This window comes from Streptomyces liliiviolaceus (assembly GCF_018070025.1).
Lineage (GTDB): Bacteria > Actinomycetota > Actinomycetes > Streptomycetales > Streptomycetaceae > Streptomyces > Streptomyces liliiviolaceus.
Genome location: NZ_JAGPYQ010000001.1, coordinates 5916765 through 5931364 on the forward strand (window position 1 = coordinate 5916765; position 14600 = coordinate 5931364).

Consider the following 14600-nt stretch of genomic DNA (forward strand, 5'->3'; position numbering starts at 1 on the left):
GCAGAGGCGTCACTCGGATCCTGACCTCCGGCTGCTGGGTGGTGTCCATGCGTCCACAGTGCGCCGGTGGGGCCGGAGCAACCAGATCTCTCCTGTGGGCAGGACCGCGGATCCTGGTACCCGGACCACCCGTCACGGGTGGCGACGATCGGTCAAGTGGCGTCGGGGAGCCGCAGGGTGAAGATCGATCCCTCGCCGACCTCGCTGGTGACGGTGACCGTACCGCCGTGGGCGGTGACCAGTTGGCGCACGATGGGCAGGCCCAGGCCGCTGCCGCCGGTGCGTCTGCTGCGGGACTTCTCCGCCCGCCAGAACCGCTCGAAGACGCTGGTCAGATCCTCGGGGGCGATGCCGCCGCCGGTGTCGGCCACCTGGAAGTGGACCGCGTCGCCGTGGCGTCGGGCGGAGAGGGTGATCGTGCCGTCGGCGGGTGTGTGGCGGATCGCGTTGGACACCAGGTTGCCGAGTGCCTGCCGCATCCGGAGCGGATCGGCGTGCAGCCACGGGGTGCCGTCCACCGCCGTGCGCAGCCCGATGCCCGCGGCCCCGGCCGCCACGCGGTGCGCCGCGACGACCTGTTCGAGCAGTTCGTCGGCGCGGACCGGTTCGCGGTGCAGCGCGAGGGTGCCCGCCTCGGCGGCCGCGAGGTCCTGGAGGTCGTCGATGACCCGCTGGAGCACGAGCGCCTCCTCGTGCAGGGACGCGAGGAGTTCGGGGTCCGGGTCGACGATGCCGTCGCGGGCCACCTCCAGCCAGCCGCGGATGTTGGTGAGCGGGGTGCGCAGTTCGTGGGCGATGTCGGCGACCATCGCCTTGCGCTGTGCCTCCATGCGTTCGCGGCGCTCGGTGAGGTCGTTGAACGCCACGGCCAGGATGCCCGTCTCGTCCTGGGTGGTCACGGGTACGCGTACATGCTGGTCGGGTGGCTGCTGGGCGGCGTGCGTCAGGGCGCGCAGGGGGCGTACGAGCCGGCCGGCGACCAGGGCCGTGGCGGCGACCGTGAGGGCGAGGACGAGACCGGCGACGCCGGTGACCTTGGCCTTGTTGGCGGCCGACATGTCGAAGCGCGGGGCGGCGCTGTCGGCGTGGCCCAGGAACAGTTCGGCGGCCGGGGCGACATAGGGGGCCAGCTGTCGGCGGCGGGAGCTGTCCACGCACCTCTCGGCCTGCTTGGCCACCGCCGCCTGTCTGGTCCGCTCCGCGCTCCGCGCCCGGTCGGTGGTGAGCCGCGCCACCGGCGACATCTTGGCGACGTAACGGGCCGGCGAGGAGTGGTCCGTGAAATCGACGGTGAGGCCGAGGGGGGCGTCGAACTCGGTTCCTGCGCGGCCCAGGCAGTCCTCGGTGTGGGCGGTCAGTTCGGCCAGGGCCTTCCGCTCCGTCGCGGTGGGCGTGTTCAGCACGCCGTCGGCGCAGTTCGTCGGCGCCTGGCCCCCGTCGACGGTTCCGTCGGCGTCGGTGAGGACGGACCGGCCGGTGGGCAGCCGCGTGACGGAGGTCTCGACGCCGTTGGCCGCGAAGCACGCCCGCCGCTTCTCGGCCAGCAGGGCCACGTGTTCACGCTCGGCGCGGGTGAGACGGTACGGGCCCACCGCGCGCGGATCGATGCCGGTGACCTGTGCGCCGGGGTCGGTGAAGGTGTCGGTGTGCAGCGGGTCCACCGCCGCGGCGGCCCGGGGCGGCAGGGCCGTGTTCCGCGTCTCGGAGTCCGCGATCGGCGTACGGGCCGGGGTCGTCAGGGCGATGCGGCGGCCGGTTCTGTCCGACAGCGCGCGGACGGTCCTCGCCACGTCCGACCAGTCGCGGTGGGTGGCCGCGTAACCGCTCAGCTGCCGGAGGATGTCCATGTCCTCGGCCAGCACCTGGCCCTGCTCCTCCTGGATCGCCCGGGTCGTCGTCTCCACGGCCAGCCAGGCGGTCGCCGCGACGGAACAGATGGCGATCAGCACCGAGGTGATCAACAGGCGGACCAGCAGCCGCTTGCGCAGCGGTACCGACCGCTTCACCCCCGCTCACCGCTGAGCTTGTAGCCCACGCCGAAGACGGTCAGCAGCCGGACCGGTCTGCGCGGGTCCGCCTCGGTCTTCTTGCGCAGGTTCATGATGTGCACGTCGACGGCCCGCTCGGTCGAGGCCCGGTCGACACCCCGGGTGCGGCGCAGCAGTTGCCGCCTGGAGAAGACCCGGTCCGGCTCGGCGACCATGGCCAGCAGGATCTCGTACTCGTCGGGGGTGCACTCCACCGGCGCCCCGTCGCACACCACCTCGTGCCGTAGAGGGTCCACGGTGATCCCCGCGGCCCGTACGACCGGGTCCTCGCGGTGCCCGGCGCCCTGCCGTCCGCTGCGGCGCAGGACGGTGCGGACACGGGCCATCAGCTCGCGCGGGCTGTACGGCTTGGTCATGTAGTCGTCGGCGCCGAGTTCGAGGCCGAGCAGGACGTCCTCTTCCGTGGAGCGGGCGGTGAGCATGAGGACGGGGATGTCGTCGTCGCGGCGCAGCGCCCGGCACACGCCGAAGCCGTCGATCACCGGCAGCATCAGATCCAGGACCACGAGGTCGGGCCGGCGCTCCCGGGCCGCCGCGAGCGCGGCCCCGCCGTCGTGGACCACGGTGGCGGTGTGTCCCTCGCTGAGCAGGGAGCGGCGTATCAGCTCGGCCTGCTTCTCGTCGTCCTCGGCAACCAGCACGTGTGCGCACACGAGGCCCGATGCTAAGTGCTTGAGGGCGTGGTGGGACCCGTCGTGAGGGGCTTCCCACGTCCTGACATCTTCCTCACAACCTGCTGGTACCGGCGCCGGGGCGAGGGCGGGCGGCAGCGGGATTCAGCGTCTGAGCGAGGCCGCGTCGCCCATGACGATCACCGGGTGGCGGGCGGGTTCGACGGCGCGCAGCAGGGCCTTCATGTGGTCCTCGCGCAGGCTGACACAGCCCTGGGTGGGGCCGCCGTGGTCGACGTGCACCCAGATGCCGCCGCCCCGGCCCGCGCCGAGGGGGCGCGTCCAGTCGAGCGGTGAGGTGCCGGGTTCGCGGTTGTAGTCGATGGCGATCACATAGTCGAAGGAGCCGGCCAGGGGCTCGCCCTCGAAGCCGGTGCCGTCCACGGAGAAGCCACCGGAGTGGTCGTACGGGAGTCGGGTGCCAGGATTGCCGCGCAGGCCGCCCGCGTCCGTGAGCGTGTACACGCCGACGGGTGAGCGGAGGTCGCCGACCACATGACGGTCGGTCCAGCCCTTGAAGGCGTTGTGCGCGGGCCAGACGGTCCCGGCGTGCCAGCCGGACGCCGTGCGTTCGTACAGCACCGCGGTGGACACGGCGGAGTCGCGCCCCCGGCCCGTGACCAGGAGCACCTGACGCGTCTTCGGCGGGATCTCGGCCGAGGTCCTGGGGCCAAGGCCCGGCAGTTGCCGCGGTGCCACGTCAAGGGAGATCCGGGGTGCGGGGGCGGGCTCGGCCCCGCCGCCCCTCGTCGGGTGCGCTCCCGGTGCGCGCTCCGTCGTCCTCGTCTCTGTGGCGCCGCAGCCGACGAGGACGGCGAGGAGGAGGGCGGCCGCCGGGACGACGGCGGAACGGCGTCCTGCGCCGCGTGTGCTCGTGATCATGCGTCGACCCTGACCGACACCTATGAGGAACTTGTCAGGCGCGCGGGATCACTCACCCATCACGCTCGCACCTTGCTTCCGTCCCCTCATTCGAAACATTCGGTCCTCCTGACGAATATTCAGGGGAACATAGGCGGGACGTGACCGTAAGGCAAGAGAATGCGGGCGACACATGAGGCGACCCGGTCAACTTGAGCCAACCGAAATACGGCCCGGCGCAGCCCGTTGACGGCCCGTATGACCGGCCGTAAGGTCTGCGCAGCCATTCGGAAACATGCTCGAAACTTTCGATACCGCAGAAGGGGACGACATGCTCACCCGTACACGCACGGATCGCACGGTCACACCTCCGCCCCGCAGGTCACGGGCTCGAAGAGCCCTGGTGTTCGGCGTGGCGAGCCTGCTCGCCGCGGCCGGGGTCACGGCTCTCGCCGGAACGGCCGTGGCGGCGAGCACGCTCGGCGCCGCGGCGGCCGAGAAGGGCCGCTACTTCGGCACCGCGGTCGCGGCCAACCACCTGGGCGAGGCCGCGTACGCCTCGACGCTCGACACGGAGTTCAACTCCGTGACCCCCGAGAACGAGATGAAGTGGGACGCCGTCGAGCCCAGCCGCAACTCCTTCTCGTACGGATCGGCCGACCAGATCGTCAGCCATGCGCAGAGCAAGGGCATGAAGGTCCGCGGGCACACCCTCGTCTGGCACTCCCAGCTGCCCGGCTGGGTCGGCGGACTCGGCGCCTCCGACCTCAGGACGGCGATGAACAACCACATCACCCAGGTCATGCAGCACTACAAGGGCAAGATCCACTCCTGGGACGTCGTCAACGAGGCGTTCCAGGACGGCGGCAGCGGCGCCCGGCGCAGTTCGCCCTTCCAGGACAGGCTCGGTGACGGCTTCATCGAGGAGGCGTTCCGCACCGCGCGGACGGCCGACCCGGCCGCCAAGCTCTGTTACAACGACTACAACACCGACGGCGTCAACGCGAAGAGCACGGCCGTCTACAACCTGGTGAAGGACTTCAAGGCACGCGGCGTGCCGATCGACTGCGTGGGCTTCCAGTCACACTTCAACAGCGCCTCCCCCGTGCCGGGCGACTACCGGGCGAACCTGCAGCGCTTCGCCGACCTCGGCGTCGACGTGCAGATCACCGAGCTGGACATCGAGGGCTCCGGCACGGCGCAGGCCACCAGCTACACCAACGTGGTGAACGCCTGCCTCGGCGTCTCCCGCTGCACCGGCATCACCGTCTGGGGCGTCACCGACAAGTACTCCTGGCGCGCGAGCGGCACCCCGCTGCTGTTCGACGGCAACTACGCCAAGAAGGCCGCCTACACCGCCGTACTCACCGCGCTCGGCGGCAGCGGCGGAGGCGGGGGCGGCGCCGCCTGCACGGTCACGTACAGCAGGACGAACGACTGGAGCGACCGCTTCAACGGGCAGGTGACGGTGACCGCGGGCAGTACCGCCATCACCGGCTGGACGACGACCGTCACGGTGACCTCTCCGCAGAAGATCTCCACGACCTGGAACGGCACACCCAGCTGGGACTCCAGCGGCAACGTCATGACCATGAGGCCCAACGGCAACGGGAGTCTCGCGGCGGGGGCGTCGACGAGCTTCGGGTTCACCGTCATGAAGAACGGCAACTCCTCGGCGCCGGCGATCGGTTCGTGCAGCGCGTCCTGATTCGTGCAGCGCTTCCGGCTGTCCCGCCGATACGGAGGGTGAGGCGCGGCGGTTCCGTTCGCCGCACCCCACCCTCCGTACCGCGTACCGGGTGTCGCGTTCGCCTGCCGCCGGAATGTTCCGCGTAGGCGCGGGCGTTGCTCAGCGCATGACTGATGACGCCGGTCCCGGCCAGGACGCACTGCTTCGACTCCTCTCCGAGTACGACGGCGGGGTGCTCACCACGCTCAAGCGCGACGGACGCCCACAGCTGTCCAACGTCAACCACGCGTACTACCCCGACGAGCGGATCGTGCGCGTGTCGCTCACCGACGGCCGCGCCAAGACGCGCAATCTGCGCCGCGATCCCCGGGCCTCGTACCACGTGACCAGCGCGGACCGCTGGGCCTACACCGTCGCCGAGGGCGTCGCCGATCTCTCGCCCGTGGCCCGCGAGCCCGGCGACGAGACCGTGGAGGAACTGATCCGGCTCTACCGGGACGTACAGGGCGAACATCCCGACTGGGACGACTACCGGGCCGCGATGGTCCGCGACGGGCGGCTCGTCCTGCGGCTGCGCGTGGAGCGGGCGTACGGCATTCCGCTCGCCCGCTGACCGATTCCCCGCCCGCCGACAACCCCTGTTCTTGGTCTGTACCTGACGATGGTCTGCCGCTAGGCTCTGCCCCGCATGAGATGAGAGCGCTCTCATAGTTCAGCTGTTCCGCCCCCACCTTGCTGGAACAACGAAGGGCCATCGCCTTGAGACGCACCACGACCCTGAGCACCTGTCTGGCCTCCCTCCTCCTGATCGGCTCCTGGGCAGCCGTCGGCGCCGGATCCGCCTCGGCCGCCGACGCCCCCGACGCCGCCCCCACCTCCGCTTCGAAAGCTCCCGCTTCCGACGCCCTCATCGACGCCATGCGCCGGGACTTCGGGCTGACGAAGGCCGGCGCCGAGGCCCGTCTCGCCGCCGAGAAGACGGCGACGGCCGCCGAACCGAAGGCCGAGCGCGCGGCAGGCGCCGCGTACGGCGGCTCCTGGTTCGACGCCGACAGCGGGAAGTTGACCGTCGCCGTCAAGGACGGCGCGTCCGCCGCCACGCTCGCCTCCGTGCGGGAGACCGGGGCGAGTGTCCGCACCGTCAAGTACAGCGCGCGGCAGCTCGACGCGGCCAAGGCGCGCATCGACAAGCTGGCCGCGCCCGACGGGGTCAGCAACTGGTACGTCGACGCCGAGTCCAGCTCGGTCGTCGTGGGCGTCGTCGCCGGGCAGCGGGCTGACAACGATGTCCGGGCGTTCCTCGCGAAGGCGCGGGCCGGTGGTTCGGTCGCCGTCACCGTCGAGGAGACCGCGTCGGCGCCCGAGACGTTCGCGGCCGGGACCGTCGGCGGCGACCCGTTCTACACCGGCAACGTGCGCTGTTCCATCGGCTTCTCCGTGCACGGCGGGTTCGTCACCGCGGGGCACTGCGGTGGGGCCGGGCAGGGTGTCAGTGGCTGGGACCGCTCGTACATAGGCAACATCCAGGGGTCGTCGTTCCCCGACAACGACTACGCGTGGGTGAACGTCGGCAGCGGGTGGTGGACCGTGCCCGTCGTGCTCGGCTGGGGCACCGTGTCCGACCAGCTCGTGCGGGGCTCCAACGAGGCGCCGATCGGGGCGTCCATCTGCCGGTCGGGGTCGACCACGCACTGGCACTGCGGGAACGTGCTGGCGAAGAACGAGACGGTCAACTACAGCCAGGGCGCTGTGCATCAGATGACCAAGACGAGTGTCTGTGCGGAGCCCGGTGACTCGGGTGGGTCGTTCATCAGCGGTGACCAGGCGCAGGGGGTCACTTCCGGTGGGTGGGGGAACTGCTCCACCGGTGGTGAGACCTGGTACCAGCCGATCAACGAGATCCTCAACCGGTATGGGTTGACGTTGCACACGGCGTGATGTTGGCGCGGTTTTGTCGGACGGGCTCCGTCGCCGGGAGGTGGCGGGGCCTGTTCGCTCCGCGGGTTCGCTCCGCTGGGTGGTGTCGTGTGCGGGTCGGTGGGGGCTGGTCGCGCAGTTCCCCGCGCCCCTGGGGGGGGTGGCCGTTCGACGTCGAGTGACCGTCCGTGGGGGTTGCTCGCGCCGTTCCCCGCGCCCCTTGCGGGGCTTGGGTGTGCGCTGGGGGTTCATCGGGCGTTCATCGAGGTTGGCGGTTTTGGCGGGGGTGTGCGTGGTTCGGGGGCCTACTCTCGTCGGCGGCACTCCGCGGGGCCGGTCCGCTGTCAGGCGGCCGGCCGCGCCGCCCGTCCACACGGAAGGTTTCCTCGCACATGGTCCTCAGATCCACCGCCGTGTCGCGGAGGTTCGGCAGGAGAGCCGCCGCTCTCGCGCTGACCACCGCGCTCGCCGCCGCACTGCCCGGGCCGGTCTCCGCGGCGGCCGACGCCGCCGCGCCCGCCCGCCCCACCGCGTACGTCGATCCGCTCATCGGTACGGCGAACGGGGGCAACACCTACCCGGGCGCCAACCTCCCGTACGGGATGATCGGTTGGTCGCCCACCAGTACCCGGGGCGACCAGACCAGCACCGGCGCGGCCAACGGCTACGAGTACGGGGCGACCCGGCTGCGCGGGCTGAGCCTCACGCATGTGAACGGCGCGGGCTGCAACCCGGGGGCCGCGGGCGACGTACCGATCATGCCGTTCGTCGGAGACGTCACCTCGTCGCCCTCGGCGGACACCACGGACGCCGTGTACGCGGCCAACTTCTCGCACGCCGACGAGCGGGCCGTGCCCGGCCGTTACTCCGTCGGTCTCGACTCCGGCGCCCGCGCCGACCTCGCGGTGTCGCAGCGGGCCGGCGTCGCCGACTTCACGTTCCCCGCCGACAAGCCCGCCAACCTGCTCTTCCGGGTCTCCAACTCCCTCAACGGGAGCGAGGACGCGGAGGTGAAGATCGACCAGGCCCATCGCAAGGTGACCGGGTCGGTGCTGACGGGCGCGTTCTGCGGTCGGCGTGCCAACGGCGGTACCAACAACCGCAAGAGCTACTACCGGCTCTACTTCACCGCCTCCTTCGACCGCGCGTTCTCCAGCACGGGTACGTGGAAGGACGGCACCCTCTCCCCCGGTTCCACCACGGGCGGTGGCGGCGAGGGCTACGCCACGGGCGCCGACCGCGCGGGCCGCGGCTCGGGCGGCTATGTCGGCTTCGACACCGGGTCCGACAACGATGTCCACATGCGGCTCGGCATCTCGTACGTGAGTCTCGCGGGCGCCGAGGCCAACCTCCGCGAGGAGATAAAGCCGCGAGCGAGCGTCGACCAGGTGGCGGCGGCCGGGAGCCGGGCCTGGGACCGTGAGCTGCGGTCCGTGCGGATCGGGGGCGGCAGTGAAGCTCAGCGGACCGCCTTCTACACCGCCCTCTATCACTCCCTCCAGCAGCCCAACCTGGTCAGCGACACCGACGGGCGTTATCCCGGCATGGACGGGAAGGCCCATCGGATCGAGCGTGGACAGGGGGCGCAGTACAGCAACTTCTCGGGCTGGGACCAGTACCGGGCGCAGATCCAGCTGCTCGCGCTGCTCAAGCCGCGTATCGCCGGGGACTTCGCCCAGTCGCTGTACAACTTCGCCGAGCAGAACGGCGGGGTCTGGGACCGGTGGGTGCACATCAACGGCCCGACGCATGTCATGACCGGTGACCCGACGGCCGCCACGCTCGCCACCTTCTACGCCATGGGTGTGCGCAACTTCGACTACCGCGGCGCCTTCGACTCGCTGGCGAAGCAGGCCACCGTGCCGCACCCCGACGGGCTCTCCGACGCGGGCTGCCCCGGCCAGTGCACCGGCCAACGGCCCAACCTGGCGCAGTACATGACCTCCGGGTACGCGGCGCAGGACGTCTGCCACTGCTGGGGCGGTGCCGCCGAGACCCTGGAGGACTCGGTCGCCGACGACGCGCTCGGCCGCTGGGCGAAGCTGCTGGGCCGTGACGAGCAGGCCGCCTACTTCGCCGATCGGGGCGGCTGGTGGCGCAACGTCTACAACTCCGCCGCGACGGACGGGGCGGGCATCGACGGTTACATCCAGGCGCGCAACCTGGACGGGTCGTGGGTCACGCCGTTCAGCCCCGGCAGCGACCGAGGGTTCGCCCAGGGCACGAGTGCCACGTACACCTGGATGGTGCCGCAGGACGTGCAGGGGCTCGCCGAGGCGATGGGCGGGCGTGAGGTGGCCGCCGGGCGGCTCGACGGCTTCTTCCACAAGGCCGACGGGTCCTGGTCGGTCAAGGGCGGCGACGCGCTGCGCTACGACCCGACCAACGAGCCCGGCATCCATGCCCCCTGGCTCTACAACGCGCTCGGCCAGCCGTGGAAGACCCAGGCGACCGTCCGGCAGATCCTCGACACCGTCTACGGCACGGGTCCCACGGGACTGCCCGGCAACGACGACCTCGGCACCATGTCCGCCTGGTACGTCTTCTCGGCGCTCGGCGTCTACCCGCAGACGCCGGGCAGCGCCAACCTCCTGCTGGGCGCGCCGCTGTTCCCGCACGCCGTGATCGACCGGCCCGGCCGCGACCTCGTCATCGACGCGCCCGCCGCCGACGCCACGCACGCGTATGTGGGCGGCGTGCGGCTCAACGGCCGTACGCACGACCGGTCCTGGACGGACGGGAGCCTGCTGCGGACGGGTGGCACGCTCAAGTTCACGCTGGCCACGGAGCCGGACACCACGTGGGCGACCGCGCCCGCCGGACTACCCTGCTGACCTGCTGACCTGCTGCCGAACATGGGTGTGGCCCCGGATCCGGAGGACGGATTCGGGGCCACACCTGTGTCGGGCAGCCGGTCAGACCTTGCGGTACCGGGCCATCGCGAACGAGAACAGACCGAAGAGCATCAGGCCGACGGCTATCAGCACCAGCAGCCAGGGCCCGGCCGGGGTCTCGGTGAACGAGCGCAGGGTGTCGTCCATGCCCTTGGCCTTGTCCGGCTCGTAGTCCCAGGCCGCGCGGACCGCGAAGCCGCCGGCGACGGCGAACACCAGACCGCGGGACACACCGCCGCCGATGCCCGTCACGTCGACCGCCTGGCGCACCCGGTGCGACATCGCGCCGAGCCTCATGTGCTTGTGGTACTTGCGGCGGATGGCCTGCACGGCCATCCAGACGCCCGCGCAGCCGATCACCACGCCCGCCACACCCACGATCCACTGCCCGGCGGGCAGGTCCATGGCCTTGGCCGTGGCGTCCCGGGACTTGCCGTCGCTGGAACCGCTGCCGCCGGCGCCCGCGGCGAAGGAGATCACGGAGTAGGCGACGAAGCCGTAGAACACGGCCCGTGCCGCCGACGCCAGCCTCTTCTTCGCCTTGTCGCCGTCGGGGCCCGCCGCGCCGAAGACCGCCTCCGACAGCCGCCACAGCGCCATGCCGACCAGTCCGACGGCCAGCGCCCAGAGCACGACCTCCCCGAAGGGCTTGCCCGCGACCTCCTGGAGCGCGCCGCCCTGGTCCGCCTGTTTTCCGCCGTCGCCGAAGGCGATCTGCAGTGCCAGCAGACCCACCAACAAGTAGATGACACCGCGCGCGGTGAACCCCGCCCGCGCCGCCCCCTCGATGGCCGGGGCAGCCTTCTGCTTCCCCGCCCGGCTGCCTCGTGTCAACGTGCTTGCGTTCATCATTGCCTCCCGTCTCCGGTTGCCCCGGGTCGGCCGTACGACACCCGGCGGGCCCTGGCGGGCGGTACGTCCCTTTTCCGAAGCGGACCGGGGGGATCGAACATACGATGGGCGTGCAACTGGAAGGGCGCCCCGCGCATCCGCGCGAGGACGCCGACCTCTCGGGGTGGGAGACGAATGGCACAGGGCACAGACGCAGCACGGACCGTCATCCTGACCGTGGACGACGACCCGGGAGTTTCGCGTGCCGTAGCCCGTGACCTGCGACGCCGTTACGGCGAGACGTACCGTATCGTGCGCGCGGAGTCCGGCGAGAGTGCTCTCGAAGCGCTGCGCGAGCTGAAGCTGCGCGGTGATCTCGTCGCGGTGATCCTGGCGGACTACCGCATGCCGCAGATGAACGGGATCGAGTTCCTTGAGCAGGCCCTGGACGTGTACCCGAGTGCGCGCCGGGTGCTGCTGACCGCGTACGCGGACACGAACGCGGCGATCGACGCGATCAACGTGGTGGACCTGGACCACTACCTCCTCAAGCCCTGGGATCCGCCCGAGGAGAAGCTCTATCCCGTCCTGGACGACCTGCTGGCCGCCTGGCGGACCTCCGACCACCGGGCCGTGCCGATCACGAAGGTCGTCGGCCACCGCTGGTCCGCGCGGTCCTCGGACGTACGGGAGTTCCTGGCCCGCAACCAGGTGCCGTACCGCTGGTACTCGTCGGACGAGCCGGAGGGCAAGCGGCTGCTGGCCTGCGCGGAGCAGGACGGCGAGCGGCTGCCGCTCGTGGTCACCGCCGACGGGGCGGTGCTGGTGGAGCCCGACGATCAGCAACTGGCCGCCCAGGTGGGGCTCGCCACGACGCCGACCGCCGAGTTCTACGACCTGGTCGTCATCGGCGGCGGCCCGGCCGGACTCGGCGCTGCGGTGTACGGCGCCTCGGAGGGGCTGCGGACGGTCCTCGTGGAGCGTTCCGCGACCGGCGGGCAGGCGGGGCAGAGCTCGCGCATCGAGAACTATCTGGGCTTCCCGGACGGGGTGTCCGGGGCGCAGCTCACCGACCGGGCCCGGCGGCAGGCGTCGAAGTTCGGCGCCGAGATCCTGACCGCGCGGGAGGTGACCGGCCTGGAGGTCACGGGCGCGGCGCGCACCGTGCGGTTCTCGGACGGTTCGGCGATCTCCGCGCACTGCGTGATCCTGGCGACGGGCGTCTCGTACCGGCAGCTGGAGTCGCCGGGCGCCGGGGACCTGACCGGCTGCGGGGTCTTCTACGGGTCGGCACTGACCGAGGCCCCCGCGTGCCAGGGCCAGGACGTGTACATCGTCGGCGGGGCGAACTCCGCCGGGCAGGCCGCGATGTACCTGGCCAGGGGGGCGAAGTCGGTCACCCTGCTGGTGCGCGGCCCGTCCCTGGCGGCGTCGATGTCCCACTATCTGATCGAGCAGATCTCGAACGCGCCGAACATCTCGGTGCGCACCGGGACGGTCGTCGACGCGGTGCACGGTTCCGACCATCTGGAACAGCTGACGCTGCGCGATCTGGCGAGCGGCCACACCGAACTCGTCGACGCGCAGTGGATGTTCGTGTTCATCGGCGCCGCGCCGCTGACGGACTGGCTGGACGGCACGGTCCTGCGGGACGAGCGCGGGTTCATCGTCGCGGGGCCCGATCTGGCCGTCGGTGGGGAGTCGCCGCCCGACTGGGAGCTGGACCGGCCGCCGTACCACCTGGAGACCAATGTGCCCGGGGTGTTCGTGGCGGGTGACGCGCGCGCCGAGTCGGCCAAGCGTGTCGCCTCCGCCGTAGGAGAGGGAGCCATGGCCGTGATGCTCGTCCACCGGTATCTGGAGCAGTCATGAGCGGGCGGCCGATGCCGTGCGACATCAAGGAACTCGGCACGCTGTTCCTGTTCGAGAAGCTGGACGCCGAGCAGTTGGGGCGGCTGTGCAGCGAGGGCCGGGTGGAGCTGTTCGAGCCCGGTTACGTCTACGAGGAGGGCGAGCCGGCCACCTGCTTCTTCGTCCTCCTGGAGGGCACGCTCGTCATGTCGCGGCGGGTCGGCGGCGACGACGTGGAGATCAACCGCACCTCCCAGCGCGGGGTGTACGCGGGCGCCATGCAGGCCTATCTGGCGGCCCCCGAGGAGGCGCGCTACAAGGGCTCGCTGCGGGTCACCGAGCCCTCGCGGTTCTTCATCCTGCCCGCGGAGACGTTCTCCGCGGTGCTGCGGGAGTGGTTCCCGATGGCCGTGCATCTGCTGGAGGGGCTGTTCTTCGGCAGTCAGAACACCCAGCGGACCATCGGCCAGCGTGAGCGGCTGCTGGCGCTCGGCTCGCTGTCCGCGGGACTGACGCACGAGCTGAACAACCCGGCCGCGGCGGCGGTCCGGGCCACCTCCGCGCTGCGCGGCCGGGTGGCCGGGATGCGGCACAAGCTCGGCATGATCGCGGCGGGCCCGTACGCGCGCGACGCCCTGGAGACACTGGTCGAGATCCAGGAGCGTACGGCGGAGCAGGTCGCCAAGGCGACGCCCCTGAGCCCGCTGGAGGCCTCCGACCGGGAGGACGCGCTGGGCGACTGGTTCGACGACCACGGCATCGCGGGCGGCTGGGAGCTGGCTCCGACGTTCGTGCAGGCCGGGCTGGACATCGACTGGCTGGACCAGGTGGCGGCGACCGTGGACGAGGGAACGCTGGAAGGCGCGGTCCGGTGGCTCAACTACACGGTCGAGACGGAGTTGTTGATGAACGAGATCGAGGACTCCACGACCCGCGTCTCGAACCTCGTGAACGCGGCCAAGCAGTACTCGCAGCTCGACCGGGCGCCCTACCAGGTCGCCGATGTGCACGAACTGCTCGACAGCACCCTGATGATGCTCGCCGGGAAGATCGGATCGGGCGTCCGGATCGTCAAGGACTACGACCGGTCGCTGCCCCGGATCCCCGCCTACCCGGGCGAGTTGAACCAGGTGTGGACGAACCTCATCGACAACGCCGCCTCGGCGATGGGCGGCGAGGGCACGCTCACCGTGCGCACCGCGCTCGAACGGGAGCAGTTGCTCGTCGAGTTCCGCGACACGGGTCCGGGGGTGCCGGAGGAGATCCGCGGCCGGATCTTCGACCCGTTCTTCACCACGAAGCCCGTGGGCGAGGGCACCGGGCTCGGCCTCGACATCTCCTGGCGCATCGTCGTGAACAAACACCACGGGCATCTGCAGGTGCACTCCGAGCCCGGCGACACCCGCTTCCAGGTCTTCCTCCCGCTCACCGCGGAGGAATCCGACACCCCTCAGGAGACTTCATGACCACCTCTGACACCGCCGGAATCGACCCGAGCGTGCCGCCCAGCGGCACGGGCTGCGTCGAGTGCGAGGCCGCGCAGGGCTGGTGGTTCCATCTGCGGCGCTGCACCCAGTGCGGCCATGTCGGCTGTTGCGACGACTCGCCCTCGAAGCACGCCACGGCCCACCACCGGAGCACGGGCCACCCCTTCATCCGGAGCTTCGAGCCGGGCGAGGCCTGGTTCTGGAACTTCGAGACGTCCGAACTGTACGAGTCCGGGCCCGACCTCGCCCCGCCGCACAGCCACCCCGCCGACCAGCCCGCCCCCGGTCCCGCCGGACGGGTGCCGGCGAACTGGGCGCAGACGCTCCGCTGACCCTGGCCGTCGACCTGC

At 71.1% G+C, this 14600-nt stretch carries 11 protein-coding genes; 7 read left to right on the top strand and 4 right to left on the bottom strand.

The window, feature by feature from the left end:
* Positions 1–152: 152 nt before the first annotated feature.
* The 3 genes from J8N05_RS25805 to J8N05_RS25815 form a co-directional block, all read right to left on the bottom strand.
* Positions 153–2006, bottom strand: a complete 1854-nt coding sequence (locus tag J8N05_RS25805) for a sensor histidine kinase (RefSeq protein ID WP_210886508.1) — start codon at positions 2004–2006, stop codon at positions 153–155.
* Entirely contained in the window at positions 2003–2701 is a 699-nt protein-coding gene (locus tag J8N05_RS25810; RefSeq protein ID WP_210886510.1) for a response regulator transcription factor, read from the bottom strand. The genes J8N05_RS25805 and J8N05_RS25810 overlap by 4 nt, the downstream gene beginning before the upstream one ends.
* 123 nt (positions 2702–2824) lie before the next feature.
* Entirely contained in the window at positions 2825–3601 is a 777-nt protein-coding gene (locus J8N05_RS25815) for a L,D-transpeptidase family protein (protein ID WP_210886512.1), read from the bottom strand.
* A gap of 310 nt (positions 3602–3911) precedes the next feature.
* On the opposite strand from J8N05_RS25815, the gene J8N05_RS25820 reads away from it, so the two are divergent.
* From J8N05_RS25820 to J8N05_RS25835, 4 genes are all read left to right on the top strand, one after another.
* Positions 3912–5288: an endo-1,4-beta-xylanase gene (locus J8N05_RS25820; RefSeq protein ID WP_210886514.1), complete on the top strand. Its 1377-nt coding sequence runs from the start codon at positions 3912–3914 to the stop codon at positions 5286–5288.
* A 148-nt stretch (positions 5289–5436) separates the two neighbouring features.
* Positions 5437–5883: a PPOX class F420-dependent oxidoreductase gene (locus tag J8N05_RS25825; RefSeq protein WP_210886516.1), complete on the top strand. Its 447-nt coding sequence runs from the start codon at positions 5437–5439 to the stop codon at positions 5881–5883.
* A 146-nt stretch (positions 5884–6029) separates the two neighbouring features.
* A complete protein-coding gene (locus J8N05_RS25830; RefSeq protein WP_210886518.1) occupies positions 6030–7208 on the top strand; it encodes a S1 family peptidase in 1179 nt (392 codons plus the stop codon).
* 371 nt (positions 7209–7579) lie between these two features.
* A complete protein-coding gene (locus J8N05_RS25835) occupies positions 7580–10021 on the top strand; it encodes a GH92 family glycosyl hydrolase (protein ID WP_210886520.1) in 2442 nt (813 codons plus the stop codon).
* An 81-nt stretch (positions 10022–10102) separates the two neighbouring features.
* Here J8N05_RS25835 and J8N05_RS25840 read toward each other — a convergent pair whose 3' ends face one another.
* Positions 10103–10930 carry a DUF1206 domain-containing protein gene (locus J8N05_RS25840; protein WP_210886522.1) on the bottom strand — a complete coding sequence of 276 codons (828 nt, stop codon included), beginning with the start codon at positions 10928–10930 and terminating at the stop codon, positions 10103–10105.
* Between the two features lie 177 nt (positions 10931–11107).
* Here J8N05_RS25840 and J8N05_RS25845 point away from each other — a divergent pair, with 177 nt between their 5' ends.
* Genes J8N05_RS25845 through J8N05_RS25855 form a run of 3 tightly spaced genes read left to right on the top strand, consistent with a single transcriptional unit; the run spans position 11108 to position 14582 of the window.
* The gene (locus J8N05_RS25845) at positions 11108–12784 is read left to right on the top strand and encodes an FAD-dependent oxidoreductase (protein ID WP_210886524.1); all 1677 of its coding nucleotides are present in this window, start codon (positions 11108–11110) and stop codon (positions 12782–12784) included.
* Entirely contained in the window at positions 12781–14229 is a 1449-nt protein-coding gene (locus tag J8N05_RS25850; RefSeq protein ID WP_210886526.1) for an ATP-binding protein, read from the top strand. The genes J8N05_RS25845 and J8N05_RS25850 overlap by 4 nt, the downstream gene beginning before the upstream one ends.
* Positions 14226–14582: a UBP-type zinc finger domain-containing protein gene (locus J8N05_RS25855; protein ID WP_210886528.1), complete on the top strand. Its 357-nt coding sequence runs from the start codon at positions 14226–14228 to the stop codon at positions 14580–14582. The genes J8N05_RS25850 and J8N05_RS25855 overlap by 4 nt, the downstream gene beginning before the upstream one ends.
* Positions 14583–14600: the final 18 nt, after the last annotated feature.